This is a genomic window from Streptomyces sp. MMG1533, assembly GCF_001279775.1.
GTDB lineage: Bacteria > Actinomycetota > Actinomycetes > Streptomycetales > Streptomycetaceae > Streptomyces.
The window spans coordinates 75,120-100,581 of sequence record NZ_LGDG01000210.1; the positions used below are offsets into that span (position 1 = coordinate 75,120).

Genomic DNA, 25,462 nt, shown 5'->3' on the forward strand with positions numbered 1-25,462 from the left:
CCGGCCACCTGTACCTTGTTCTGCACCGCGTGAGGAGCGAGGTACGTAGGGTGAGGGTCTATCTGTCGTCGACGGTGTCCGACCTGGAGGAATACAGGGCAGCGGCGCTGGCCGCACTGCGTCGGCTCCCGTTCGACATCGTCACGATGGAGGCGTACACCGCCTTCGACGAGCGTCCGCTGGAGAAGTGCCTGGCCGACGTGGAGAGTTGCGACCTCTACATCGGACTGTTCGCCTTCCGCTACGGCTTCGTGCCCGAGCCGAGTGCACTGAACCCGGACGGACGGTCGATCACCGAGCTGGAGTACCGCAAGGCGAGCGCGACCGGCCGTAAGCGGCTGATCTTCCTGGCCAAGGACGGCGCCCCTTGGCCGACCGGCCACATCGACGCCCTGACCAACCCCGGCGAGAGCTCCGGCGACAGCATCAAGCAGCTGCGCACCGAGCTGATGAACGGCCACGGCGTCGGCTGGTTCAGCAACCCCGACCAGCTCGCTTCCGCGGTGGTGTCGGCCGTCGCGGCACACCTGCAGCTTCCGGTGGGCGGCGCCCATCCGCCCAGGCCCGTCGCGGAGCCGCCGCATCCCCGGCGACTGACCGGTGACCTGCATCTGCTGCATGCCGCCAAGGACCAGGCCGTTGCCGACAGACTGGTCTCCGCGCTCCGAGGCATGTGGAACATCACCACCTCCTCCACGGACCTGCTGGCGTCCGCTCCCGACGAGATGCTCGCCCTGGACCGCGCGGTGACATCGGCACGTACGGTCGGCCTCCTGCTGTCCCCGTCACTTGTGACCGTCCTCGAAGAGAACCCCGAACGCGCCCGCCGCATCCTGAACCTGGCCCGGGCCCGCGCCCTCGGCCCGCTGTTCGGCATCACCGCACCGGGCTACGGCGACTGGGCGCCGCCCGACAGCGCGCGATGGGGGATATCCGAGGTCCTGGCCGAGTCCCCGGCACACCCGCTGCAGAACCAGGTGCACGCGGCGCTCTCGAAAGCCGTCGGGCTGCTTCGCCCCGAACACGAGATCGGCCTCCCCGTCGTCGTGGTCGCCATGACCGACACGGAGGCGGACGACCTGATCGGTACTCCGGCCGGGCCGGTGGCGGACATCGTGCGGGGCTTCGGGCTGTCCCCGCAGTCGGCCCGTGCCCGGTACGGCACGTCCCGGGCGGACTGGAGACCCTTCGGCGAACAGGGCCGGACCATCGGACAGGTCCTGGAGAACGCCGTGACCGGGGTGAACGATCCCGACCTGCTCCTGCGCGGCAGGAAGATCAGGCTCCAGCCCTACCTCTTCGACGACCTGCTCTCCTACGACCCGGTCCTCTCCCTGGTCTTCAAGGACATCGCCCGCAACGGCTGCCTGGTCGTCGCCGACGAACTCTCCCTCCTCCACCAGGACCTGGAGTCCGCCTTCCTCGCGTCCCCGCTCTCCCAAGGCGCCCAGGTCTCCCTGATCACCCTCTCCCCCGGCGACCCGGCCGCCGGAACCCCGCACGAACTGATCCGGCGCGAACTGGCCGGCCGCCTCCGCCACGCCGACCATCGCTTCGGCCGCGAACTCGACCCGCTCTGCGAGATGAACGTCGCCAGCAGACCCCACCTCGACCGGTGGCTGCGCGCCAGCCTGCCCCAGACCCTCGACGCCTACCGCAACGCCCGGCCCAGCGCCGACAAGGCCCGGCGCCTGGAAGCCGAACTGGGCACCCGCCCCAGCGTTTCGATGGCCCGCCTCATCACGGAAGGCGGAGCGACGTGATCGTCACCTTCTACTCCTACAAGGGCGGCGTCGGCCGCTCCATGGCCCTCGCCAACATCGCCGACCAGCTGTGCCGAAGCGGCATGCGGGTCCTGATGGTCGACTTCGACCTGGAGGCGCCCGGCCTGGAGCACTTCTTCCCCATCAACCACGAGCGCGTACGCGGCCGGGAGGGCCTGCTCGACCTGCTGCTCGCCTTCAAGTACGCGATGTCCGTGGCCTCTTCGGACGCGGACGAAGGCCAGGACGACGCGTTCCGCGACCTCGACCGCTACATCTCCACCGTGTACCCGAGCGGCTCGACCGGCGGCTCCCTGGACCTGATGCCGGCCGGTCTTCGCCTGACGGACGAACAGATCGCCCGCTACGGTGCCGAGCTGCGGCGCTTCGACTGGCAGGACTTCTACTACGTCTGGTCGGGCGAGCTGTTCTTCGAATGGTTCCGCCGGACCTGCGCCGACCGGTACGACATCGTCCTCGTCGACAGCCGCACCGGCGTCACCGAACTGGGTGGCGTCTGCGCCTACCAGCTGGCCGACACCATCGTCACCCTGTGCGCGCCCAACCTCCAGAACATCGAGGGCACGGCGTGGATGGTCCGCCACTTCCTCTCCCCCCAGGTCCGCGCCGTACGCCGCGACCGCCCGCTTGAGGTCCTGGTGGCCCCCGCCCGTGTCGACCAGAACGACACCGGCCTCCTCGACACCTTCGCCGACCGCTTCCGGAGCGGGTTCGACCCGTTCACCCCGGCCGCCCTCACCCAGGCGGGAATGACCTTCTGGGAACTCCAGATCCCCTACGAGCCGGCGTACGCCTTCGACGAACAGGTCATCACCGACCCGGGCCGAGCGGAGGAACGCCGCGGTCTCGCGAACGCGTACGCCAGCCTGCGCAACGCGATCGCGCTGCTGGCGCCTGACGGGAACCCGCTGGCGGCACTGCGACCCGCACTCACGGACGACGACCCGCTCGGGGGCGGACCGGGGCCGGTCGAGACGCGCTACGACCCCACGACACGGTTCGCTTCGCCGGATGTCCTGCTGTCGTACCGCCACACCGACAGGGAGACGGCGGACGAGATCCGTGAACTGCTCACCGGGCGGGGCAACTTGCTCGTCGCCGAGGCACTGAGCGAATCGCCGCCGGAGGAGGCCCGCCGGGCCAAGGTGAGCCTGGTGCTCGTCAGCCCGCCGGGCGATCTGAGCATGTACCAGCGGTACGAACTCGCAGCCCTGGCCGCCAGGGAGGACGCGAGTCTGCTGCCGGTCTTGTTGCCTGGGGTCAGTTCGCCGCCGGAGGAGCTGCGCGGGTACGCGTTTCTGGACTTCAGTATGGGGGTGGACGCGGAACGGCTGTTGGAGACCGTTCAAGCGGGCCTGAGGCCACCGGTATCGTCTCGCCCGGGGTCGGGCCGGACCGAACGTAGCCCGTACCTCGGACTCATGCCCTTCTCGGAAGCCGACGCCGATGTGTTCTTCGGACGGGACGAGTTGGTCAGCCGTGTCCTGATGTCCTTGGACCAGGACCGGATGTGCACCATCATCGGCGGCCCGGGCAGCGGCAAGACGAGCCTCGTGCAGGCGGGGGTGCTTCCGGCGCTGCGCAGGGGTGCACTGCCGGGAAGCCATCTCTGGCCGATCGTCGAAGTCCCCTTCCAAGGCGATGGACAGGGATTGCTGGAGGCGCTGCGTGCGCTGGCGGAGCCTCGGGAGGACGGCACTGAACTCAGCCCGGAGGCCCTGAACGAAGTGCTCGGCGCACGCGTCGGGCGGGTGGTCGTCGTACTCGACGAGTTCGAGCAACTGCTCACCACCACGCCTGCCGACGGGCGCGCGCCCGTCATCGCGCTGCTGCAGAGAATGATGGACGCTCGTGATCCGGCGATCCTCCCCCTCGCCGTCCTGCGCACCGACTTCCTCGTCCAGGCCAACGAGCACGCGCCCTTCCTGACGAGACGTACCGTGTTCGTCCCGCCCATGTCCACCGACGAGGTGCGGCAGGCGGTACTGCTGCCGGCCCGGGCCACCGGACTACAGCTGGAGCCGGGGCTCGTCGAACGGCTGTTGCAGGACATGGGCGATGAGCCACGTGCCCTGGCACTCATGCAGTCCACTCTCCTCGACATGTGGCGGCGGCGGGAGGACGGCTACCTCACCCACCGGTCGTACGAAATGGCCGGCGGGGTGCAGGGTGGCCTGGCCCACACCGCGGAAACACTGTTCGACTCCCTCTCACCGCAAGACCGACGCCTCCTTCGTGAACTCCTGCTGAGCCTTGTCGCGATCGATCCCAACGGTCACCACATGGGGCGGACAGTCCTCACAAGTACCGTCACGGCGATGGGGGCCGCCGACGTGTGTGAGCTGATGCTGCGCCATCGGTTGCTCGTCACCACCGAGGACGCTCAGAACGAACCCTGCGTACGGCTCTCCCACCAAGCGGTCATGGACGCGTGGCCAAGGTTCCGGGAGTGGATCGCGGAGGCCATGTCCGAGCTCGCGCTGCGCCAGAAGCTGTCCCTGGCCGCCGAGGACTGGGACCGTTCCGGCCGCGATCGCGAAGGACTCCTCGGTGAGCAGAGCGTGTCATTCGTCAGAACCGCAACGGCAGACCTGCGGATCCGGCTCGGGCCACTCGAAACGGCCTATCTGACGGAGTCGCAGGCTGACGCCAGGAAGAAGCGCAGAGTACGCCTTCTGAGCAACGTGTTCATAGTCGTCCTCATGTTCGCAGCCGGCGCCGTGGGCGTCATCTGGTTCAAGAACGAGTCAGTCCTCCTCTCGGCGATTACGGCCGTCGGCGCCGCTCTCATCCCGTTTCAGTCCCTCTACACGTCGCGCCGGAACGAGCGCCGTTCAATCACCCCGGGGTCGTGAATTCAGGTGCCCTGAAGTGCATGCATGGCGGCTCGCACCTCTGCGACCCTGGCCTGCACCACCCGGGTCCGCGTCTCGTTCGGCTCGCCGTCCGCGCTGCCCTCCCGGCCGTCGCAAGCCCGGCAGAGGCCGCCGGGCAGTGCCTCCGGCCGGCCGGGTACACCGCAGTCGGTGCACTCCATCAGGGCGCGAGGCGCTCGGCTCGGTGCGGTGACAGCGGGAGCGGGGGGCAGCTTGTCCATGAGCCGACGGCGTACGAAGGCGCGCGGCGCATGCACCCGCTCCGGAAGCCCCGCGGCGAGGATCCGGGACAACTGATCGGGCGTCACACCCCGGGCCAGCCAGTCGGCGGCCAGCGGCTCAAGAGCGGTGCAGTCGGCGGAGGAGAGCGCCAGCCGCGGTTCCCGGAGGCCGAGACCGGCGAGGACGACGTAGGCGGCGGGCTGCGCCGGTGCGGTCCGGGGCTCGGGCACGGGTGCCGCTTCGGCGGGCGTCTGGGACGACGTCACGTCACCTGCGAGGAACCGGGCCCACCATTCGTCGTCGCGTGCGGTCCGGGACCAGTAGGTGTGGAAGACCCACCGCATGCCGGTGTCGCCCTGCTCCGGCTGGATACGGCGGCGTACGCGGCGCAGGTGTCCGGCCCGGCCGAGTTCGTTGAGCGCGGAGCGGACCGCCTGCTGTCCGTAGAGGGGTTGCGCCTTCGCGATGGTCTTGGCGTCCATCGCCGCGTTGTCGCAAAGCCGGTCGAGGAGACTCGCGAGGTACGCCTCACGGGGAGGGAGCCGGTCGAAGTCGTCCCGCCTGGGCGGTGACTGGTCCGGCGCGGATCGTTTGCCGTAGCCGGGTTTGGCCATGGGATGCGCTGCGGGTGCGGGCAGGGCGGCGTTAGAGTTTTCGTAAGCCACGAGATCGGCCTCTTCGATCTTGGGGTGAGACCCCGGCGGGTGCTGGTAACACCCGACCGGGGTTGTTTGTTGTCGCGAACGCTAGAGGGTCGCGACGTTGCGTCGCAAGCCGATCACGAAAAGTCATGTACGCAGGCGGGCACGGCGGTTGTGCGCACGGGAGGGTGGGAGGGTGGGTTCAGTCTTCCCGCCCATTCCTTGCAAAAGGGGCTCGAATCCCGAGTCCCGAAGCCCGGGGCTCAGGCCTCGCGGGCGGCGTACTCGACGAAGGTGCTCCACGCGTCGGCGGGGACGGCGAAGCGAGGGCTTCGAGCTCCGAGCTTCGAGTCACGGACGTGGATGGTGTGGGGGCAGGCGGCGACTTCTAGGCAGGCGCCGCCCTGGTCATCGCTGTAGCTGGACTTGCGCCAGGTGTAGGCGATTTCGAGGCATTCGCCGCCTTGGTCATCGCTGTAGCTGGACTTGAACCACGCCAGCTTGGCGCTCATATCTCCTCCGCCACCTTCCTGATGAACCGAGCAGACTCTTCGACGTTAAGCGCCTGCATGCGGATCATGCCATGGCGCTGCGTCAAGGCGTTGAGCTTGTCCGGATCGCCGTACAGCACTCCTGTCTCTTGCCCCTCGACATAGGCGTAGTGCTCGTGCTCCTTGGTCTCCACCAGGATCAACGCGCCGCCGAGTGCGACCGGGGGAGCTGTTGCGAACGGCAGCACCTGGATGGACACATTGCGCAGCACACCAACTTGCAGCAGATGAAGCACCTGCTGTCGCATGATCTCCCGTCCACCGACCCCGGCCCGCAACGCAGCCTCGTAGATGACGAACCCGTACACCGTCTTGGAACGGTGCGTCAGCGCCTCCTGCCTCGCCAGCCGAGCCCGAACGCGCTCCTCGACCGTCTCATCGTCCAGCGGCGGGCAGCTCTCGCTGATCAGGGCCTGCGCGTACTCCCTGGTCTGCAACAACCCCGGAACCAGCCCCAACGAGTAGTCGTGCACGGCGATCGCCTCAGCCTCGATCCCCATGTACTCCTGCGACCGCGCAGGAAACGGCTCCGGCTTCAGGAACTCATGCCCGGCGATCAACTTCCCGCGCGCCCCGCACAGTTGATCCGCCACCTGCAACAGCCTCAACGTCGGCCGACGCCGCCCGCACTCCATCGACTTGACGTACTCGTAGTCGTAGCCGGCCTCCGCCGCCAGGGCCTGTCGGTCGACCCCCGCCTCCTCGCGCCACAACTTGATCTGGCCGCCGCAGTACCGCCAGTTCTGCTGCGCCTGCTGAGATGCCCCGGAAGTCACCGCGCGCGTCCGCCTCCCGCCGACACAGCGTGTACAAGCACGCTGTGTACCCGCTTCGCCACTCCCCGAGGCTACGCGCCTGCCATCAGCCTGATCACCGGAAATGACGGAGAATCACACGCAAGGAACGAAGCGCGCATGTCCGAGGACGTCGAGTGGCGCCTGCCCCGCCACGCCCGCAGCGTCGGCCGAGCCCGAGCCCTGTTCCGTGAACAGGCCGGCTCCTGGAAGCTCCCGGACGAGGTGACGGAAACGGCCGTGCTGCTCCTCAGCGAGCTGATGGCGAACGCGTACCGCCACGCGAAGGTCTCCCCCGGCCGCGAGATCCGGTGTCGCTGCGTCCTGGCGGCCGACCGCCTCCACATCTCGGTGACGGACGCGAACGACACACTGCCGACGCCCCGGGAAGCGTCCCTTGACGAGGAGTCCGGCCGGGGCCTCGCGCTGCTGGCCGCGCTCGCGGACACCTGGGGTGCGGAACCGCGGCCTCATGGGATCGGAAAGACGGTCTGGTTCGAACTCCCGGTCCAGGAGCCGCCTACACCAGCCTGCGTGCCGTCGCCCACCGAGTCAGCTCGTGCCGGTTCGACAGCTGCAGCTTCCTCAGCACCGCCGAGACATGGGACTCGACCGTCTTCACCGAGATGAAGAGCTGCTTGGCGATCTCCTTGTAGGCGTAGCCGCGGGCGATGAGCCGCAGGACCTCGCGCTCGCGCTGGGTGAGGCGGTCGAGGTCCTCGTCGACCGGCGGGGCGTCGGTGGAGGCGAAGGCGTCCAGGACGAAACCGGCGAGCCTCGGTGAGAAGACCGCGTCGCCCTCCTGGACCCGGAAGACGGAGTTGACGAGGTCCGTACCCGTGATGGTCTTCGTGACGTAGCCCCTCGCGCCGCCGCGGATCACGCCGATCACGTCCTCCGCCGCGTCCGACACGGACAGGGCGAGGAAACGGACGGGCTGTTCGGCGTCGGCCATCAACGGGGCGCAGCGGCGCAGGACTTCGACGCCGCCGCCGCCCGGGAGGTGGACGTCGAGGAGGACCACCTCGGGTCGGGTCGCGGTGATGACGGTGACCGCCTGGTCGACGTCGGCCGCCTCGCCGACGACCTCCACCCCGGTCTGCTCGGTCTGGCCGATCTCCGCCTGGACGCCGGTACGGAACATGCGGTGGTCGTCGACGAGGACCACGCGTACATGGCGCGAACCCGCACCGCCGCCTGCCGTCTCGTTCCCCTCGGTCGGGTCGCTCATCACGTCTTCTCCGCCCTCTCCATCTCCAGTTCGACCTCCGTGCCGCCGTCCGGCACCGCGCGCAGCCGCGCCGTGCCGCCGTTGCGCTCCATGCGGCCGATGATCGATTCTCTGACGCCCATGCGGTCGGCGGGTATCGAGTCGAGGTCGAAGCCGGGGCCGCGGTCCCGGACGGACACGAAGACCGTCTTTCCCTCGACTTCGGCGTAGACCTGGACTGCGCCACCCTCGCCACCGTACTTGGCGGCGTTCACCATCGCTTCGCGTGCGGCCTGCATCTGTGGCCCGATTCTCTCGTCGAGGGGGCAGTCGCCGACGACGACCACCTCTATGGGGACGCCGTGCTTGTCCTCGACCTCCGCGGCGTTGCGCCGCACCGCGTCGGCGAGGGTGGTGGGCTCGTCGGCCTCGTCCTTGCCGGTGCCCTCGGGCTTGTACAGCCAGGTGCGCAGGTCGCGCTCCTGGGCGCGGGCGAGGCGACGCACCTCGCTCGCGTTCTCCGCGTTGCGCTGGATCAGGGTCAGGGTGTGCAGGACCGAGTCGTGGACATGGGCGGCGACCTCGGCGCGCTCCTGGGCGCGGATGCGCATCAGGCGCTCCTCGGAGAGGTCCTGGGTCATGCGCACGAGGTAGGGGCCGGCCAGGAGCGTTATGCCGACGAGGACCGCGAGGGCCGCCTGCAGCACCGAGCCGAGGTGGGCGGCGGAGCCCTGCAGGACGAAGATGCCGGAGACACCGGCGGTGACCAGCAGGACGCCGGCCACGGCGCGCAGCAGGGTGAGCGTGCGCCGGCGGCGGCCGGCCTCGACCCAGCGGGCCCGGCGGGCGTTGTCCGCCTGGCGCCAGACGAGGGCGACGCCCGCGCCGACGAGGACGACCGGCCAGAGGTAGGCCTTGGCGCCATTGCCGAGGTTCACATTGCCCACGAAGACCATGGCCACGACGACCATGAGGAGCAGGGCGACGATCTGGCCCTTGTCGGGCCTGCGCGTGACGAGTCTGCGGCGGCCGTCCGCCGAGGTCTCGGTGGCGACGAGCGATGGGGGCTTCTGCCCGCCGACGCCGCCGACGCCGAGCGGTACGAAGAACCAGAACGCGGCATACAGCAGGGCGCCGAGGCCGTCCGCCAGGAACAGGCCGACGAAGACCAGCCGCACCCAGATCACGGGCAGGCCGAGATGTCCGGCGAGCCCCCGCGCCACGCCACCGAGCCAGCGTCCGTCACTGCTGCGGTAGAGCTTGCGCGGCGGCCGCGGTTCCACGAGTGGCGCTGCTGCGGCTTCCGGCATGCCACCGATGTTCACACGGCGGGAGGGCCCGGGCATCAGGGTTGTCCCCCGAGACTCCCCTGATCTTCGGCGGGCGGGTCCGTCGAACGCTTCCCCGGCGTCGGCTCAGGGCAGATATCAGGGTCCGGCCAGGGTCGTTCCGACTGCCGCGACGGCGGCTCGGCCGTCACCATGGACACATGACAGAGCACGAGCACGCCGCGACGGGTCCGGGACCCGGCTCCGGCCCGCGCCCCCGACCGGGCGCCGGGCCGCAGGATGCCGCGCCCGCCGCGGATGCCGCGGCCACCCCTCCGCTCGCCGCGGGGGCGGATCCGCACGCGGGCGCCCCGGGCGGCGCCTCGCGCGCGCACGTGCGGGCGGGCGCCGAGGGACAAGCGGCGGGGGAAGGAGAGGCGGCCGCGGCGGAAGCGGGTGCGGCCGAGCTGCCCCTCAAGTTCCGCCGCGACCGGCGGCACAAGATGCTGGCCGGAGTGTGCGCCGGGCTGGGGCGGCAGTGCGACATGGATCCGGTGATCTTCCGGATCACCCTCGCGGTGCTGTCCGCGACCGGCGGCATCGGCCTCCTCTTCTACGGCTTCGCGTGGCTCTTCGTCCCGTACGACGACGAGGACGAGAACGAGGTGCGCAAGCTGCTGACCGGCCGCGTGGACGGCCAGGCCCTGACGGCCGTGCTGTTCGCGCTGGTCGGCTGCGGGGTGTTCCTGACCCTGTTGAACAACGGCGGCGTGCTGGCCTTCGCCGTCGTCCTCTCCCTGCTCCTCGCGGGCGCCGGGTACTGGTCGCGGCACCGCGGCGCCCCGGACACCGATCCACTGGCCGCGCAGGCCGTCGCCGACGCCCCGCCGGAGGCCCAGGCGCCGCCGGTGCCCACCGCCTACCCGTCCTGGTGGCGCGACCCCATAGTCAAGGACGGCACGCACGTGGGCGGCACCGGTTATCTGTGGGGTCCCGCGGACTCCCGGGACCGGGACATCTCGGCGGCCGTCAACATCGGCCTGGGCACGTCCTGGCGCAGCCGCGAGCACGTACGCACCCCGGACAGCCGGCCGCCCAAACCGCGCGGCCCCCGCTGGATCGGCGGCTGGGTGTTCCTGTTCGCCCTGCTCGCGGGCGGTCTCGGCACACGCCTGACGTGGGAGGACCACACCCTCGGCACCAGCCTGCAGACCGGGCTGGCCTGCGCGCTGATCGTCCTCGGCGTGGGCATAGCGGTCAGCGCGTTCCTCGGACGCACGGGGGCGGGGTCGATCTTCCTGGCGATCGTGACGGCGGGCCTGCTCGCCGGGGCGGCGGCCCTGCCCGCGGACATCAACACGCACTGGGAGCGCACGGACTGGCGGCCGGCCACGGTGGCGGACGTCGCGCAGGACTACGACCTCGGCACCGGCGTCGGCACCCTGGACCTGAGCCGGCTGGACCTGGCGAAGGGGCAGACGGTGACCACGCAGGCCGACGTGGGCATGGGCCGGCTCCTGATCATCGTGCCCGCGGACGTGACCGTGAAGCTGAGCATCGACGTGGGGATGGGCGACATCCAGTTGCCGGGCGACGACGAGAAGGACGTGGACGTGGCACCGGGCAAGCACAAGGAGGTGACCCTGACGCCGACGGGCGGCGGCACCGGCACCGGCACGCTGGACCTCGATCTCAGGGTCGGCATCGGACAGGCGGAGGTGAGCCGTGCTGCGTCATGAGTTCCAGCCGGGGAAACTGGTCGCCGGGTTCTTCCTGATCCTCGCGGGCGTCATCTACGCCGGTGACGCGGGCGGCACCTGGGAGACCCCGTGGTTCGTGGTCATCCCCGTCGTCACGGGCGGCCTCTGCCTGGCGGGCGCGGTCGGAGTCCTGACCCGGGCGATACGCAGACGCCGCGCAGTGGGCCGTACGAACCCCGCCGGGCCGCAGCCGGTGGAACCGCACTGACGAGCGCCGTGCGACGCAGCACTGCCGGTCGGCGAGGGCACTGCTGCGTCGGCAACAGCGCCCCACGCCTGCCGGAGCTACCGGTAGTCCCCCACCCGCCGCCGTCGCCGTGACCGTAGAGCCGCGTCCAGGGAGAGGACGGGAGCGCCGGCGAGGACGAGGGGGATCCAGGCCATCAGGTAGGCGAGGTCGTTGCCGTAGTAGTACGGGTCGGTGGCCCAGCTCACCGTCAGCCACAGGCTGAGCGAGATCAGTGCGCCGCCGAGCGCGGCGAGGCGGGCGAGGAGGCCGACGAGGATGCCGATACCGACGGCGAGTTCGCCGAAGGCGATGGCGTAGCCGAAGCCGACGGGGTTCTTCAGGGCCAGGTCGACCAGGTCCGGGATGGCGGCGGAGTCGCGCACGGTGCGCATCAGGTCGCCGATCGAGCCGGAGCCGGAGTCCTTCATGAAGGCGCTGTCGGTGAGTTTGTCCAGGCCGGCGTAGATGAAGGTGACGCCGAGGAAGACACGGAGCGGTAGGAGGGCGTAGCGGGTGGCGGTGTCGCGCCAGTCCGGGCCGCCGTTCGCGTAAGGGGAGTGCGTATCCGTGCGAATGCCGTGAGTCATAGCTGCTAGCCGCCTCTCGCCCGCCGTGCCGTGACCCCTCAGGTGACGATACGTACGACAGGGAGGCCCCGCTCAATCCCGTCGCGGCCAGTTGCGTCCCTGTCCCGACCAGTTTCTCCGACCTGACCGGCTTCGGCCACGCCCACGACACGAAAGGCGCATGGGTGACGAACGCACGGATCAGTCCGTGACGTCGATCGCGTACCGGTTCGTCTCGACGCCCGCCACCGTCACCACCTGCACGTCCACCCGGCCCGGCTCCACGTCGGCCGGGACCGGCACGGTCAGGACGGCGTCCGTGGGGTTGCTGAAGCCGCCGGTCACCGGGACCAGGGGGACGTGCACGTTGACCGGGCCGATGCGTACGACCATCCGGGACAGCCGGTCCGCGCCCTGCGCTCCCGGCGGCACGAACCCGGCGCCGCGGATCTCGATGTCGTCGCCCGTGCGGATCGGCCCGTCCAGGTCGCCGGCCTCCCGGGCGCGCACGACGGAGAGGATCACCGGCCGCCCGCCCTCGGCGTACTTCCCGGCGAGGTAGGTCGCGGCGGACACCAGGACCACCACCGCAAGGCCCCAGGGCAGGTCCGGCAGCTGGTCGGGGCGCCGGGCCAGCCGTACGGCGGCGAACAGGAGGGCGACCGTGCTGATGACGACGTACTGGATGTCGGCGAAGGTCCCGCGGCCCGCGTCGTCCGTGAGCAGGTCGGCCGCCCTCGGCCGGTCCGCCCGTACCTTCTGCAGCCGCTGCCCCAGCACCCGCAGCCCGACCACGCGCCGTACCAGGACGGCGATCGCGCACACCACGGCGAGGACGGTCACCACGCCCGCAGCCCGGGCGAGTTCGAACCCGGAGATCAGCGCATCGCGCTCCGCGTGGTCGGACGCCGCGGCGAGGCGGCCCACCAGCACGAGCACGGCGTACGCGACGAACAGCACCCAGCCGACCGCGACCGCCCGGGACGTGGAGAGGCGGTTGTCCTCGCCGATCAGCGGCGCCAGCGCGCCGCCGCGCGCCCGGTGGAACCACGAGGCCGCCGTCAGCGCGCCGGCCATGAGCAGGGCGGCCAGCAGTCCGGCCGTCCGGGCCGAGGTCCAGCCCGCGCCGATGGCCGTGAGCGACTGCACGAGCAGGAGCAGGACGACCAGCGCCCACACCGCACCCGCCGTCCGGCGCCACAGTCGCGCCAGCCACGCCAAGCCCTCGGCCCGGCCGCGTTCGGCGACGAGGTCCGCGGACTGGGTCAGCTCCTCCGAGACCCACTGGCGGGAGGCGGAGGCCGAGTGGGCCACCGCCGCCGGCAACCCCTGCCCGGCCGCGAACTCGTCCCGCTTCAGCAGGAATTCGGCGACCGCCCTACGGTGTCCCGCACGTGCCCCGTGCGGGCAGTCCCCGCAGGTGCAGCCGCCCTCGTGCGCGCTCCCGTGCGCGCCCGAGTCCGCGCCCTGTCTCGCCTCCTGCACCGCCACGCCCGACGCCGCCCTTCCCCGCATTTTTGTGCCTCACAACTCACGTGCGATGACAGCGAATTGTGCCCTACGGAACACGGTCCGTGCCGGGCAGGTCCGGTCAGGGCGGGGGAAGGACGGTTCGCCGTGTTGACCCGGCTGCGAGAATTCCTCCATGGCCGAGATCATCCAGCGCGACGGGACCTGGGCCTTCGACGGGAGCACGGTCAGGATCACGCCGGGACTCCACCGCTCCGTGCCGCTGTTCCGGCAGACGTACGGCGAGATCGCCGTGCCCCTGGAGGCCATCTCGGGCGTCGCCTTCGAACCCGAACGCAAGCGCGGCCGGCTGCGCATGCGGCTGCGCGAGGGCGCCGACCCGCTCCTGCACGCGACCGGGGGCCGCCTGCCCGACCCGGCCGATCCGTACCGGCTGCTGGTGGAGGTCGACCGGGCGGGAGTCGCCGAGTACGTGGCCGAGGAGATCCGCCGCTCCCTGCTCCTGGACCAGATCCCGACCGAGCCGACCAAGGCCTACCTCCTGCCCGGCCCGCCGGTCCCGGTCTCGGTCCGGTCCTCCGACGGCACGGTCTCCTTCGACGGCACCCGGGTCCGGATCGACTGGGCCGACACCTCGGACCGGGTCAAACGCGCGACCGGCCCCCGCATCATCGGCCTCGGCGATCTCGTCCAGGTCGAGTGGCTGCCCAACTCCGGTTACGAGGACGGCTTCCTGCGCTTCGTGACCCGCGAGACCACGCTCTCCAAGCTGCCGCCCGAGAAGGACCCCTACGCCCTGGACCTGTGGGGCAGCGCCCGCCGCGACCTGCTGACGGCCCTCGTCGCCACCGCGGTGACGGCCCGGCTGCCGCACCCCTCCACCCGCGTCGCCGTCGAGAGCGGCGAGCAGACCGTCCGGCGCGCACCGACGGCGGCCGTACCGCACCAGGCCGACCATCACGACGTGCTCCTGCGGCGGCTGCGGGAGTTGGGAGAGCTGCATCGGGACGGGGTGCTCACGGACGAGGAGTTCGCGATGACGAAAGCCGCCGTCCTGAGAGGATTCTGAGACGATCCGAGGATTCCGGGACGAATCTGAAGCGTCAGCTCAGCAGATCCGGCTCGCTGCGGCTGATGTCCTGCCACATCGGCTGGTAGTTGATCCACGCCACCAGGTCGCCGCCCAGCTGCTCCCGGGTGGCCACCGCCGCCTTGTGATCGATCAGGACGGGCCGTCCGGCCGCCTTCGCGGTGAGCTGGACCTGGCAGGAGCGTTCCAGGGACAGGAACCACCAGGCCGCCGCGTCCACCGAGTCGCCGACGGTCAGCAGCCCGTGGTTGCGCAGCACGAGGGCCTTGCGGGTGCCGAGGGCGGTGGCGATGCGGCGGCCCTCGTCGGCGTCGACGGCGACGCCGGTGTAGGCGTCGTAGAGGGCGTGATCCTCGTAGAAGGCGCAGCTCTCCTGTGTGATCGGGTCCAGGAAGTCGCCCAGGGCCGACAGCGCACGGCCGTGCACCGAGTGGCAGTGGGCGACGGCGACGACGTCGGGGCGGGCGGCGTGCACCTGGACGTGCACGGTGAAGGCCGCCTGGTTGACGTGGTAACGGCCCTCGATCACCTGGCCGTCGGCGTTGGCGAGGACCAGGTCGCTCACGGTGACGTGCTTGAACGGCATCCCGAACGGATTGACCCAGAAGCAGTCGCTGTACTCCGGATCGCGGGCGGTGATGTGCCCCGAGACTCCGTCCTCGAAGCCGAGCCGCCCGAAGATCCGCAGGGCGCCCGCGAGCCGTTCCTTGCGGTGCCGGCGCTCGTCGTCGACCGATTCGTGCATCGGCGGCATGGCGAAGCGGAGCCGGTCGGTGGGGAGCGGCTGGGGTGGAGTGGGCCCGGCTTCGGGCGTCCCGTGCATGTGTCGTCCTCCAGCACTGGGTTGGTTTACGGGGCGGAAGTTACCGTCGGTCAGCGCAGGAGAACAGCGCTGGTGGGTAAAGATGGCGCACCCGGCCGATACCCGACAGAAGATGTCGGGTATCGGCAGGAGACTGGCTGATATGAACTGGGCAGCTTTCTCCTCCGCGGAACCCGACCTGGCCAAGACCGTCGAAGAACGCTTCGGTGCCTACACCCACCATGTCCTCGCGACCCTCCGCGCGGACGGGTCGCCGCGCACCACCGGCCTGGAGGTGCGTTTCCTGAACGGTGAGCTGTGGCTGGGCATGATGCCGGACTCGCTCAAGGCGCTCGACCTGCGCCGCGACCCGCGGTTCGCGCTCCAGGCGAACCCCGGGGACGGCACCGGCATGGGCGGCGGCGACGTCCGGATCAGCGGGCGGGCGATCGAGGTGGACGACCCGCAGGCGAGGGCCGGATACGTCGAAGAGGTGGGACCGCCGCAGCCGTTCCACCTCTTCCGCACCGAGCTGACGGAGGTCGTGCGGACCTGCGTCGAGGACGACACCTACCTGGTCGTCCAGGTCTGGAAGCCCTCGGAGCCGGTGCGCACGCTCAGGCGGACCTGACCTTCGAGCAGGAGCTCACTCCCACTCGATGGTGCCCGGCGGCTTCGACGTCACGTCGAGCACGACCCGGTTGACGTCCGCGACCTCGTTCGTGATCCGCGTCGAGATCTTCGCGAGGACGTCGTACGGCAGTCGCGACCAGTCGGCCGTCATGGCGTCCTCGGACGAGACGGGCCGCAGGACGATCGGGTGGCCGTAGGTACGGCCGTCGCCCTGGACGCCGACGCTGCGGACGTCCGCGAGCAGGACCACCGGACACTGCCAGATGTCCCGGTCCAGGCCGGCCGCGGTGAGCTCCTCGCGGGCGATGGCGTCGGCGTCACGGAGCAGGTCGAGCCGCTCCTTGGTGACCTCGCCGACGATACGGATGCCCAGGCCGGGGCCGGGGAACGGCTGGCGCTGGACGATCTCGTCCGGCAGGCCGAGCTCCTGGCCGACCATCCGGACCTCGTCCTTGAACAGCTTCCGGAGGGGCTCGATGAGCTTGAACTCGAGGTCCTCGGGCAGGCCGCCGACGTTGTGGTGGGACTTGATGTTGGCGGTGCCGGTACCGCCACCGGACTCGACCACATCGGGGTACAGCGTGCCCTGGACGAGGAACTCGACCGCCGGGCCCTCGTCCGCGATGATCTCCGCCTGCGCCTGCTCGAAGACCCGGATGAACTCCCGGCCGATGATCTTCCGCTTCTCCTCGGGGTCGCTGACCCCCTTGAGCGCGGTGAGGAACCGCTCCTCGGCGTCCACGACCTTCAGCTGTACGCCGGTCGCCGCCACGAAGTCCTTCTCGACCTGCTCGGTCTCGCCCTTGCGCATCAGGCCGTGGTCGACGTACACGCAGGTCAGCTGGGAGCCGATGGCCTTCTGCACGAGGGCCGCGGCGACGGCGGAGTCCACGCCGCCGGACAGACCGCAGATGGCGCGCCGGTCGCCGACCTGCTCGCGGATGGCCGCGACCTGTTCGTCGATCACGTTGCCGGTGGTCCAGTCCGGGGTCAGGCCCGCGCCCCGGTACAGGAAGTGCTCCAGCACCTGCTGGCCGTGCGTGGAGTGCATGACCTCGGGGTGGTACTGGACGCCGTAGAGCTTCTTCTCGTCGTTCTCGAAGGCCGCGACCGGGACGACGTCCGTGGAGGCCGTGACGGAGAAGCCCTCGGGGGCCGCGGAGCAGGCGTCGCCGTGCGACATCCACACCGACTGCTCGTCGGGGGTGCCCTCGAAGAGGGTCGAGCCGGACTTGGAGACGTGCAGCGGCGTACGGCCGTACTCGCGGGCGCCGGTGTTGTCGACGATGCCGCCGAGGGTCGTGGCCATCAGCTGGAAGCCGTAACACATGCCGAAGACGGGGACGCCGGCCTCGAAGATCTCGCGGTCGAGGCGGGGGGCCTCGTCGGCGTACACCGAGGAGGGGCCGCCGGAGAGGATGATCGCCGCCGGGTTCTTGGCGAGCATCTGAGCGACCGGCATGGTGCTCGGCACGATCTCGCTGTAGACCCGGGCCTCGCGGACGCGACGGGCGATGAGCTGGGCGTACTGCGCGCCGAAGTCGACGACCAGGACGGTGTCGGGGGCGGGGGTCGCTGATGACACGGGGGCCTTCCGGCGGTGGGGCGGGGTCTCTGTGTTACCCGATTCTACCGAGGTGGGCGGGGGCGGGGCCCCGGGCACCCGAGATGCACGGACCGACGCCGAAAAGTTCCGTGGCATACTGACCCCCATGCTCACGCACCCGACCTTCGTCTTTACCTATGGCACCCGGCCCGCCGGCTGCCATGGTCGTACTGCTTGAGCAACTGACAAGCGACTTCCCAGGCGCCCCGGGCCGACAAGGCCCGGGGCGTCTGGCGTTCTCCGGGTCCTGTCGCTCCGGGGCACCTCACCCCGATCCCCACCCCATGAGGAGCCCCGACATGACCGCCACCGACGTGACCGGCGCCCGTACCTCCGAGGCCGCCGATGTGATCTCCGGCGCGCGTGAGCGCATCGACGCCCTGGACGACCGGATCATCGGGCTGATCCAGGAACGGATGGCCGTGTCCGCCGTCATCCAGGAGGCGCGGATCTCCTCCGGCGGCCGGCGCGTGAACCTCTCCCGCGAGATGGACATCCTCGGCCACTACAGGGACGCGCTGGGCAAGCCCGGTACGTCCCTCGCGATGACGCTCCTCGAACTGTGCCGGGGTCGCATCTGAGTTCGGGCCCGCTCTCACCCGTACGGCGCGTGACCGCGACGCGAAGCGCTTCGTTGGTGGTGGTGTCCGTGCCAGCCAGGGGCGGGCCCGAAAGAACCACGCGTGGCTCGCTGGAGCGATGAGACGTACGGATCGTGCTGTGCGTCGTGGGACCTCGCTCCAGGTAAGTGACCGGACGGCAGGGGACAGCAGCCCGGTCACCCAAGAGAACGGTCGGCTCCGGGGACGCCCGGGGCCGACCGGCGGGACGTCCAAGTCAAAGTGTCCGAGTCAAAATGTCCAAGTCTGAGTCAAACGGTTGCGGTGGCGGCATCCATCGAGCACGATGCCTGGAAAGCCCCCAAGTCCCCCCGTAGACAATTGCATTGACGTGCACGGCCGTACTGCCAAAGGTCGAGACCAACTGTGCGCCCCGAATGCGCCGGGGCGCCGACCGAGGGCAACAGGCAAGCGGCGCAACCCCCCGGCGCCGCTCCCAGGCACCGACGCTGCCCTGACGTCGGTGCTGACGAAAGAAGGGCCCCGCGACTGCGGTCTGCGGGGCCCTTCCGCATGCCTCGGCAAGCGTCCGGCGTCAGGTTCGCGACACCGTCCCGCACCTCCCGTCGCCGTCCGCGATGTCACGGCTGCGGTCGTACGGATCGACCGTCGGGCCGCTCGCCGGTTCGCCCGAGGGGGCGGCCGACGGGAACTGCGGGTGCAGATAGCCGTCGTGGACCTCGCAGGCCGTGTTGCCGACGTCGCGGTCGTAGTGCAGGACGTTCAGGCGGTCGGGGGTGGCCACATAGCGGGCGGGGTCGAGGAGTTCGACGTCGAGGACGCGGCGCACGACGGTGCGGGTGACCTCGGTCGAACCGTCGGTGCGGACGACCGGGTAGACGAAGGTGTAGTCGGCGTGCACGGCCACCCCCTCCTGGTCTCCCTTCTCGAACGTCATCCGGCCCCGCGTCTTGATCACGTCGCCGACGAGTCGTACGTCCGCGGGGTCGAAGCGGGTGAGCAGGTCCAGCGGGTCGTGTTCCTCGTCGGGCGCGCGCAGGGACCGGTTCAGGTCGTCGACGAACTCCGGCTGCTTCGGGTCGAGCACCGCGAGAGCCGCCTCAGGGCGTTCACCTCGTACGGTCTTCGGGTCCAGGTTGGCCCCGACCAGCAGCTTCCTGGTCAGCCGGAGCGCCGACTCGACCCGGTCCTTCGGTATTCCGCCGACCGCTGTCGCCTTCGGCAGGACGATGCCGGCCGCCCCGTCGGCCCACCGCAGTGCCGGGGAACCGGCGAACGGCTCGTCCAGGGTGGGGATTTCGGGGTCCATGGCGGCGGGGGGCGCGGTCGGGGCCGTGGTTTCCTCGCCCAGGGGCGAGGCCGCGGCGGCGTCCGGTGTGCCGTCGCCGAAGGGGTCGCCCGGCAGCAGCGACGGCTTCAGCGCCACGACGGCCACGGCGATGGCGACGGGCACGCCGATGACCGCCCACAGCCTGCGGCGCCGAGCGTTCCGCCCGTGACTCTCCTGCCGGGCCGGAACCGTGCGCCAGCCCTCGGGCCGTTCACCCCGCGCCTCTTGCTGCCGCAGCCGTTCGGTCACCATGCGGGCGCGGGCGGACGGCTCCTTGGGGGCCGCGGCACGTATGTCGAGCTCGCTGTCCCGGATGAACTTCTCCCACACCTCGTCGGGCATGGAGGAGGAGCCACCGGAGGAGTCACCGGAGGAGTCGCCCCCCTCACCCGAACCGGATCTCGGCTCTTCGGACGATCTGTCGGCCACGGCGCCGTAGGCCTTTCTGCGAGTGGATTCCGGGCAGCTGAGCGTACGTCAGCTCCCGCCCGGCCCGAACAGTGAGCCAGGTCACATAAAAACCCTGTGAAGGCGGGGGCAACCATTCACAGGTCTCGCGGATCAAACCATGCGAATCAAAGGCCACACCCGCGCCCCACAGCGGAGGCCTCCCAAGCGTGCTGCCATCCGTGGCACACCGGATTTTCGAGGTCTTCATGAAGCTTCGCCGCGCCATGGCCGCAGCGGCCGCGACGGCCGTCATAGCTCCGCTCGCCCTGCTCTCCGCGCCCGCCGCGTTCGCGACGGACGGGACTCCGGACACGTCGACGAGCAGCCCTGCGGCCGAGGAGACCACTCCCTCAGCCGAGGTGAGCACACCGGCCGCGGACACCAGCACCCCCGCCGCCGACACCAGCACCCCGGCCGCGGACCAGAGCACCCCGGCGGCGGACACCAGCACCCCCGCCGCGGACACGAGCACGCCCGCCGCCGACACCAGCACCCCGGCCGGCGCCGAGAGCTCCCCGGCCACCTCCCCGTCGCCGAGCGCCAGCACGCCCGAGGACCCCGAGCTCTGCCTGGACGAAGACGGCAACAGCACCGCCGAGCTCAGCGACGAGGTCACCAGCGGCCTGGCCGGACTGCCCGAGACGATCGTCGCCGGCAGCGGCTGGACCGCGTTCTCGTTCAACGTGTCCAACCACGGCGACGACGAGATCAAGGACATCAAGCCCCTCATCGGCGTCGCCGCGATCGGCTGGGACGACGCGGAGGACTACTCCGGCGAGATCAAGGTCCAGGTCTTCAACACGGCCACCCACTCGTGGGACACGATCGCGGACGCCGCGGGCGACGGAGGCACGTTCCCCGCGTTCTCGCTCGGCGCGGGCCAGTCGATCTCGTACAAGCTGCGGCTCAGCGTCAGCGGCAAGGTGCCGGACTCCCTCGGCCTGACCGGCGGTCTCGCCCAGTACGCGGACGACGAGGGCTGCTGGGTCGCCGACGACCCGAACGGCTGGATCTACTTCTTCGACATCCTCGCCGCCGGCTCCGACGCCGGTGACCCGAACGACGCCAAGCCGCAGGGCGGCAAGACGGACCTCACGGACGTGAACGAGGTCTCCGCCACCGGCACCCTCGCCGAGACCGGTTCGAGCTCGGCACTGCCGATGATCGGCCTGGTGGGCGGTGTCGCGGTCGTCGCCGGTGCGGGCGCGGTGTTCGTGGTGCGGCGCCGGAAGGCCGGGGCCGAGGCGTAAGGGTCCGGTAGGGCTCAGTAGGACTCAGCAAGGCTTCATTGCAAGAACAGAGAAGGACCTGCACTCGGAGGGGGGTGCAGGTCCTTCTCCGTGCCATGGGTGCCTACTTCTTCGGCGGCACCGCCGGTATCCCCAGGAACGGCAGCTTCAGTGCGCCGAAGGCGTCCGCCGGGACCGCCGGGGACTTCGGCTCGACCGGCTTGAGACGTTCGTACGTCCCGCCCTGGGCCGGACGCGGGTCCGCCTCCCCCTTGTTGGGCCAGTACGACATGGCTCGCTCGGCCTGGGCGGTGATGGTGAGGGAGGGGTTCACGCCGAGGTTCGCGGAGACCGCGGCGCCGTCGACCACCGAGATGCCGGGGTGGCCGTAGAGGCGGTGGTAGGGGTCGATGACTCCGGTGTCGCGGGAGGAGCCGATCGGGCAGCCGCCGAGGAAGTGGGCGGTGAGGGGGGTGCCCATCAGTTCGCCCACGTTGGAGCCGGCGAAGCCGTTGATCTCTGCGGCGATCGCCGACGCGCCCTCCGAAGCCGCCTTGATCTGCTTGGGGTTGGGGGATCCGTGGCCCTGACGGGCGGTCAGCAGGCCTTTGCCGACTCCGTCCGGTTTCAGGTACGTAGTCAGGGAGTTGTCCAGCGACTGCATCACCAGGCCGATGATGGTCCGCTCCGACCAGCGGCGGTTGGAGAGGGACCGCAGGACCAGGCCGGGATGGCGGGCCGCGTTGCGCAGCCAGGCCAGGACACGGGAAGAGCCCTCGGCGTACGGGACCTGGAGGATCGACAGGCTGCCCATCGAGTTGGAGCCCTTGCCGTAGCGGACCGGTTCGATGTGGGTGTCGGCGTCCGGGTGGATGGACGAGGTGATGGCCACCCCGCGCGTGAAGTCGGCCTTCTGCTCGCCCGTCATCTTGCGGTAGCGGCGGTCGCTGGTCTGCGCGCCGACCAGCGCCTCGGAGTTGGTGCGGGTCAGCTCGCCCAGCTTCTCGGAGACGTACGGCAGTTGGCCGCCCGCCTTCATCCGGTGCAGGAGCGTCTGGGTGCCGTAGGTGCCGGCCGCGAGGACGACCCGGCGGGCCTTGAACGTCCGGCCCTCGCTCTTCTTCCGGTCGGTCGGCAGCGTGGCCACCGCGTAGCCGCCCTGCGAGTCGTCCGTGATCGAGACGACCGTCGTCAGCGGGTGCACGACCGCGCCGGCCTTCTCGGCGAGGTACAGGTAGTTCTCGTTGAGGGTGTTCTTCGCGCCGTGCCGGCAGCCGGTCATGCACTCGCCGCACTCCTTGCAGGCCTTGCGGGCCGGGCCCGCACCGCCGAAGTAGGGGTCGTCGACCTGTTCGCCGGGTCTGGCCTTCGTGGTGCCGTCCGCGTCCTCGCCGTCGCCGAAGAACACCCCGACCGGCGCCATGTGGAAGCTGTCGCCGACGCCCATCCGTTCGGCGGCCGCCTTGAGGTGCACGTCGGACGGAGTCATCGTCGGGTTGAGGCGTACGCCGAGCATGCGCCGCGCCTGGTCGTAGTACGGCGCCAGTTCCTCCTGCCAGTCGGTGATGTCATGCCACTGCGGGTCCTCGAAGAACGGCTTCGGCGGTACGTAGAGGGTGTTGGCGTAGTTGAGGGAGCCGCCGCCCACGCCCGCCCCGGCCAGGACCATGACGTTGCCCAGCAGGTGGATGCGCTGGAGGCCGTACATGCCGAGTTTCGGCGCCCAGAGGTAGTTCTTGAGGTCCCAGGAATTCTTGGGGAGGGACTCGCGGGTGAAGCGGCGGCCGGCCTCCAGGACGCCCACGCGGTAGCCCTTTTCCGTCAGGCGCAGGGCGGTCACCGAACCGCCGAAGCCCGATCCGACGACGATGACGTCGAAGTCGTAAGCGTCCTGGGACACGTGCTCTCCTCGTTGAGAACGGGTGCGGTCTAGCGGAACCGGAATGCCTTCATGAGCCGCAGGCTGCGGCTCATGAACTGCGCGTACTTCTCGTCGTCCATCCCCAGGGACGGGGCCATCGGCAGCAGCCGCTGCTGGGCCACCGTCTGGGCCTCGGTGTACTTGAGGATGCCCTCGGAGCCGTGGCGGCGGCCGAGGCCGGAGTCCTTCATGCCGCCCATCGGGGACTGGACGCTGCCGTAGGCGGGGGCGTAGCCCTCGTTGATGTTGACCGTGCCGGTGCGCAGGCGGGCGGCGACCTCGCGGCCGCGTCGGCCGTCCTTCGTCCAGACGGAAGAATTGAGGCCGTAGGGCGTGGAGTTGGCCTGCTCGACCGCCTCGTCCTCGGACGTGAAGCGGTAGATCGAGACGACCGGGCCGAAGGTCTCCTCTCCGCACACGGACATCGGCGCCTCGACGCCGTCGAGGATCGTCGGCTCGAAGAAGTACGGGCCGATGTCCGGGCGGGCCACCCCGCCGGCGACGACCTTCGCACCCTTGGCGACGGCCTCCTCGACGTGCCGGGTGACGGTCTCCAGCTGCCGTTCCCCGACCAGGGAGCCCATGTCGGCGCCGTACGCGAGGGACGTGCCGAGCCGCATCGCCTTCGTGCGGGCGGCGAAGCGCTCCAGGAAGGCGTCGGCGACGGACTCGTGGACGTACAACCGCTCGATGGATATGCACAGTTGGCCGGCGGAGGAGAAGCAGGCGCGCACGGCGCCCGCCGCCGCCTTCTCGATGTCGGCGTCCTGAAGGACCAGCATGGCGTTCTTGCCGCCGAGTTCGAGGGAGACGCCGACCAGGCGGGCGGCGGCGCCCTGCGCGACCTCGCGGCCGGTGCGGGTGGAGCCGGTGAAGGAGACGTAGTCGGCGTGCTTGACCACCTCGGGGCCGACGACCGGGCCCTCGCCGAGGACGACCTGGAAGACGTCGGCGGGCAGACCGGCCTCGATGAGCAGATCGCGGGCCCAGAGCGCGGTGAGGCACGTCTCCGTGTCCGGCTTCATCACGACCGCGTTGCCCGCGACGAAGGCGGGGAGCGCATCGCCGACCGACAGCTCCAGGGGGTAGTTCCACGGGGCGATCTGACCGACGACACCACGCGGGTGGCGCAGTTCGGTGACCTTGGTGAGCGTCGGTACGGCGCCGGCGTGCCGCTTCGGCTTCAGGTACGCGGTGGCCCTGCGGCCGTAGTGCCGGGCCGCGACGGCCACGGCCTGCACCTCCTCGTGGGCGTGCAGGCGGGCCTTGCCGGTCTCCAGCTGGATGAGGTCGAGGACCTCGGCCTGGCGTTCGAGGACCAGGTCGTGGAAGCGGAGCAGCACGGCGGCACGCTGCCGCACCGGCGTCTGCGCCCACACCGACTGTGCCTTGCGGGCCGCCTCGTAGGCCTTCTGTACGTCCTCGGGCGTGGACGCGGGCAGGTCCGCCAGCTTCTCGCCGGTGAACGGGGTGTGGTTCGCGGTCCGGCCGGAGCCGGCCACGCCCTTGGTGAGCTGGGCGACCAGCTCCGGGGTGACCACGTCCGCTGCGGTGCGGGCGCCCTCGGGGGCGGGGGCGATGGGGTTGGTACCGGTCTTGGCCGGGGCCTGCGCGTCGGTCATGAGCCGCAGGGTATGACGCGGGGAAGGCTTTGTGTACCCGTCGGTAATCGGGATTCACCGAGTGCTCACATGGTGCCAGTGGTCGCTGGCAGTGAATGCGCTGATCAGGGCGTTGGCCGGTGGCGGCCGCCGGGAGTTCAGTCGCTTCCGGTGTTTTCGATCTCAAGACGGTCACGGGTCGACTTGAACACCGCCGTGCCCTTCTTCTCGTCCGGGGTCCCCTTGGGCATGTCCACCCGCAGCTCGTACATCCGGCTGTCGGAGGTCAGGATCATCAGCTGCATGACCCGGGTGGGATGCTCGTCCATGTCGTACGTGGTGTCCGCGAGGACCGCCTCGTAGCCGTGGAAGCTGGTGGGGGTCGTCTGCGTGCTCGCGTCCCCGCTGTAGCCGTTCCAGGTGGCGTGCGCCTTCTGCGCCTGGGCCATCGGGGAGCCGGGGGCCTTGTCCCACTGGGTGAGGCGGATCTGGATGGTGTCGTCGTGGTCGTAGACGACGACACGGGGCGGGTCGCTCGCGCCGCCTTCTCGCGCGGCTTCCTTGTAGTCGGCCGGGAGGGCGAGTGTGGCGTTCATGCCCGGCTCGCGGCGGGTGGTCCAAGAGGGGTCGAGGGCCGCGGGGGTGCGGGGCAGCTTCGCGGCGGAGCCGCTTTCGGTCTCCGTGAGGTAGGAGGACGTGCCCAGCCATATGCCGCCGACGAGGAGGGTGGCGAGCAGGGCGGCGGAGGCGGGGCGGCGGAGGGAGCGGCGCTTCGGCTTGGGGGTGGCGGTGGTCGCCGGCTCGGGGGCGGCGGTTTCCGGTGGGGGTGCGGGCGATTCGAGTGCGGG

The 25,462-nt window shown here is 70.5% G+C and carries 21 protein-coding genes and 1 pseudogene; 9 read left to right on the forward strand and 13 right to left on the reverse strand.

Annotation, left to right across the window (positions count from 1 at the left end):
- The first annotated feature begins 50 nt into the window (after positions 1-50).
- Both ADK57_RS20175 and ADK57_RS49135 read left to right on the forward strand, forming a co-directional pair.
- Positions 51-1,763: a DUF4062 domain-containing protein gene (locus ADK57_RS20175; protein WP_053750870.1), complete on the forward strand. Its 1,713-nt coding sequence runs from the start codon at positions 51-53 to the stop codon at positions 1,761-1,763.
- On the forward strand, positions 1,760-4,639 hold the full coding sequence (locus ADK57_RS49135; protein WP_053750871.1) for a KGGVGR-motif variant AAA ATPase: 2,880 nt from the start codon (positions 1,760-1,762) through the stop codon (positions 4,637-4,639). Before ADK57_RS20175 ends, ADK57_RS49135 begins: the two co-directional genes overlap by 4 nt.
- A gap of 2 nt (positions 4,640-4,641) precedes the next feature.
- Here the strand turns inward: ADK57_RS49135 and ADK57_RS20185 are convergent, their stop codons facing one another.
- The 3 genes from ADK57_RS20185 to ADK57_RS20195 form a co-directional block, all read right to left on the reverse strand.
- Positions 4,642-5,547, reverse strand: a complete 906-nt coding sequence (locus ADK57_RS20185; protein ID WP_053750872.1) for a hypothetical protein — start codon at positions 5,545-5,547, stop codon at positions 4,642-4,644.
- 239 nt (positions 5,548-5,786) lie between these two features.
- Entirely contained in the window at positions 5,787-6,035 is a 249-nt protein-coding gene (locus tag ADK57_RS20190; RefSeq protein WP_053750873.1) for a DUF397 domain-containing protein, read from the reverse strand.
- Complete coding sequence (locus tag ADK57_RS20195; RefSeq protein ID WP_053750874.1) at positions 6,032-6,850, reverse strand: helix-turn-helix domain-containing protein; 819 nt, start codon at positions 6,848-6,850, stop codon at positions 6,032-6,034. The genes ADK57_RS20190 and ADK57_RS20195 overlap by 4 nt, the downstream gene beginning before the upstream one ends.
- Positions 6,851-6,988: 138 nt before the next feature.
- Here ADK57_RS20195 and ADK57_RS47635 point away from each other — a divergent pair, with 138 nt between their 5' ends.
- The gene (locus ADK57_RS47635) at positions 6,989-7,498 is read left to right on the forward strand and encodes an ATP-binding protein (RefSeq protein WP_078973230.1); all 510 of its coding nucleotides are present in this window, start codon (positions 6,989-6,991) and stop codon (positions 7,496-7,498) included.
- On the opposite strand, the gene ADK57_RS20205 is transcribed toward ADK57_RS47635, so the two are convergent.
- Positions 7,389-8,099 (reverse strand): LuxR C-terminal-related transcriptional regulator, encoded by a 711-nt coding sequence (locus ADK57_RS20205; RefSeq protein WP_053750876.1) that lies wholly within the window; start codon positions 8,097-8,099, stop codon positions 7,389-7,391. The genes ADK57_RS47635 and ADK57_RS20205 overlap by 110 nt on opposite strands.
- On the reverse strand, positions 8,099-9,388 hold the full coding sequence (locus tag ADK57_RS20210) for an ATP-binding protein (protein WP_053750897.1): 1,290 nt from the start codon (positions 9,386-9,388) through the stop codon (positions 8,099-8,101). Before ADK57_RS20210 ends, ADK57_RS20205 begins: the two co-directional genes overlap by 1 nt.
- A gap of 179 nt (positions 9,389-9,567) precedes the next feature.
- Here ADK57_RS20210 and ADK57_RS20215 point away from each other — a divergent pair, with 179 nt between their 5' ends.
- Entirely contained in the window at positions 9,568-11,085 is a 1,518-nt protein-coding gene (locus ADK57_RS20215; protein WP_053750877.1) for a PspC domain-containing protein, read from the forward strand.
- The gene (locus ADK57_RS20220; RefSeq protein WP_053750878.1) at positions 11,072-11,314 is read left to right on the forward strand and encodes a hypothetical protein; all 243 of its coding nucleotides are present in this window, start codon (positions 11,072-11,074) and stop codon (positions 11,312-11,314) included. The genes ADK57_RS20215 and ADK57_RS20220 overlap by 14 nt, the downstream gene beginning before the upstream one ends.
- 77 nt (positions 11,315-11,391) lie before the next feature.
- Here ADK57_RS20220 and ADK57_RS20225 read toward each other — a convergent pair whose 3' ends face one another.
- Both ADK57_RS20225 and ADK57_RS20230 read right to left on the reverse strand, forming a co-directional pair.
- Complete coding sequence (locus tag ADK57_RS20225) at positions 11,392-11,922, reverse strand: DoxX family protein (RefSeq protein ID WP_053750879.1); 531 nt, start codon at positions 11,920-11,922, stop codon at positions 11,392-11,394.
- Between the two features lie 180 nt (positions 11,923-12,102).
- A complete protein-coding gene (locus ADK57_RS20230; RefSeq protein ID WP_053750880.1) occupies positions 12,103-13,392 on the reverse strand; it encodes a hypothetical protein in 1,290 nt (429 codons plus the stop codon).
- 154 nt (positions 13,393-13,546) lie between these two features.
- Here ADK57_RS20230 and ADK57_RS20235 point away from each other — a divergent pair, with 154 nt between their 5' ends.
- Positions 13,547-14,440 carry a DUF4429 domain-containing protein gene (locus ADK57_RS20235; RefSeq protein ID WP_053750881.1) on the forward strand — a complete coding sequence of 298 codons (894 nt, stop codon included), beginning with the start codon at positions 13,547-13,549 and terminating at the stop codon, positions 14,438-14,440.
- A 34-nt stretch (positions 14,441-14,474) separates the two neighbouring features.
- Here ADK57_RS20235 and ADK57_RS20240 read toward each other — a convergent pair whose 3' ends face one another.
- Positions 14,475-15,284: a class II aldolase/adducin family protein gene (locus ADK57_RS20240; RefSeq protein ID WP_053750882.1), complete on the reverse strand. Its 810-nt coding sequence runs from the start codon at positions 15,282-15,284 to the stop codon at positions 14,475-14,477.
- A gap of 142 nt (positions 15,285-15,426) precedes the next feature.
- On the opposite strand from ADK57_RS20240, the gene ADK57_RS20245 reads away from it, so the two are divergent.
- Positions 15,427-15,894, forward strand: a complete 468-nt coding sequence (locus ADK57_RS20245) for a pyridoxamine 5'-phosphate oxidase family protein (protein ID WP_053750883.1) — start codon at positions 15,427-15,429, stop codon at positions 15,892-15,894.
- A gap of 15 nt (positions 15,895-15,909) precedes the next feature.
- Here ADK57_RS20245 and guaA read toward each other — a convergent pair whose 3' ends face one another.
- Positions 15,910-17,481, reverse strand: coding sequence for a glutamine-hydrolyzing GMP synthase (gene guaA, locus ADK57_RS20250; protein WP_053750884.1), 1,572 nt, complete (start codon positions 17,479-17,481; stop codon positions 15,910-15,912).
- A 320-nt stretch (positions 17,482-17,801) separates the two neighbouring features.
- On the opposite strand from guaA, the gene ADK57_RS20255 reads away from it, so the two are divergent.
- Positions 17,802-18,083 (forward strand): chorismate mutase, encoded by a 282-nt coding sequence (locus ADK57_RS20255; RefSeq protein WP_053750885.1) that lies wholly within the window; start codon positions 17,802-17,804, stop codon positions 18,081-18,083.
- Between the two features lie 574 nt (positions 18,084-18,657).
- On the opposite strand, the gene ADK57_RS20260 is transcribed toward ADK57_RS20255, so the two are convergent.
- Positions 18,658-19,842 (reverse strand): hypothetical protein, encoded by a 1,185-nt coding sequence (locus tag ADK57_RS20260; RefSeq protein ID WP_420711873.1) that lies wholly within the window; start codon positions 19,840-19,842, stop codon positions 18,658-18,660.
- Between the two features lie 227 nt (positions 19,843-20,069).
- Between ADK57_RS20260 and ADK57_RS20265 the strand changes: the two genes are divergently transcribed.
- On the forward strand, positions 20,070-21,113 hold the full coding sequence (locus ADK57_RS20265; RefSeq protein ID WP_053750898.1) for an LAETG motif-containing sortase-dependent surface protein: 1,044 nt from the start codon (positions 20,070-20,072) through the stop codon (positions 21,111-21,113).
- Between the two features lie 103 nt (positions 21,114-21,216).
- Here ADK57_RS20265 and ADK57_RS20270 read toward each other — a convergent pair whose 3' ends face one another.
- The 3 genes and pseudogenes from ADK57_RS20270 to ADK57_RS49140 all read right to left on the reverse strand — a co-directional run.
- Positions 21,217-22,992, reverse strand: coding sequence for a GMC oxidoreductase (locus ADK57_RS20270; RefSeq protein WP_053750887.1), 1,776 nt, complete (start codon positions 22,990-22,992; stop codon positions 21,217-21,219).
- Positions 22,993-23,021: 29 nt separating this feature from the next.
- Positions 23,022-24,635 carry a succinic semialdehyde dehydrogenase gene (locus ADK57_RS20275; protein ID WP_053750888.1) on the reverse strand — a complete coding sequence of 538 codons (1,614 nt, stop codon included), beginning with the start codon at positions 24,633-24,635 and terminating at the stop codon, positions 23,022-23,024.
- Between the two features lie 137 nt (positions 24,636-24,772).
- Positions 24,773-25,462, reverse strand: a pseudogene (locus ADK57_RS49140) (serine/threonine protein kinase); the annotation flags it as partial.

Bases quoted from the DNA above. Each gene is read 5' to 3' on its own strand.
- ADK57_RS20190 (WP_053750873.1), bottom strand. From the start codon at position 6,035: ATGAGCGCCAAGCTGGCGTGGTTCAAGTCCAGCTACAGCGATGACCAA.
- ADK57_RS47635 (WP_078973230.1), top strand. From the start codon at position 6,989: ATGTCCGAGGACGTCGAGTGGCGCCTGCCCCGCCACGCCCGCAGCGTC.
- ADK57_RS20205 (WP_053750876.1), bottom strand. From the start codon at position 8,099: ATGAGCGACCCGACCGAGGGGAACGAGACGGCAGGCGGCGGTGCGGGT.
- ADK57_RS20210 (WP_053750897.1), bottom strand. From the start codon at position 9,388: ATGCCGGAAGCCGCAGCAGCGCCACTCGTGGAACCGCGGCCGCCGCGC.
- ADK57_RS20215 (WP_053750877.1), top strand. From the start codon at position 9,568: ATGACAGAGCACGAGCACGCCGCGACGGGTCCGGGACCCGGCTCCGGC.
- ADK57_RS20225 (WP_053750879.1), bottom strand. From the start codon at position 11,922: ATGACTCACGGCATTCGCACGGATACGCACTCCCCTTACGCGAACGGC.
- ADK57_RS20235 (WP_053750881.1), top strand. From the start codon at position 13,547: ATGGCCGAGATCATCCAGCGCGACGGGACCTGGGCCTTCGACGGGAGC.
- ADK57_RS20240 (WP_053750882.1), bottom strand. From the start codon at position 15,284: ATGCACGGGACGCCCGAAGCCGGGCCCACTCCACCCCAGCCGCTCCCC.
- ADK57_RS20245 (WP_053750883.1), top strand. From the start codon at position 15,427: ATGAACTGGGCAGCTTTCTCCTCCGCGGAACCCGACCTGGCCAAGACC.
- ADK57_RS20255 (WP_053750885.1), top strand. From the start codon at position 17,802: ATGACCGCCACCGACGTGACCGGCGCCCGTACCTCCGAGGCCGCCGAT.
- ADK57_RS20265 (WP_053750898.1), top strand. From the start codon at position 20,070: ATGAAGCTTCGCCGCGCCATGGCCGCAGCGGCCGCGACGGCCGTCATA.
- ADK57_RS20275 (WP_053750888.1), bottom strand. From the start codon at position 24,635: ATGACCGACGCGCAGGCCCCGGCCAAGACCGGTACCAACCCCATCGCC.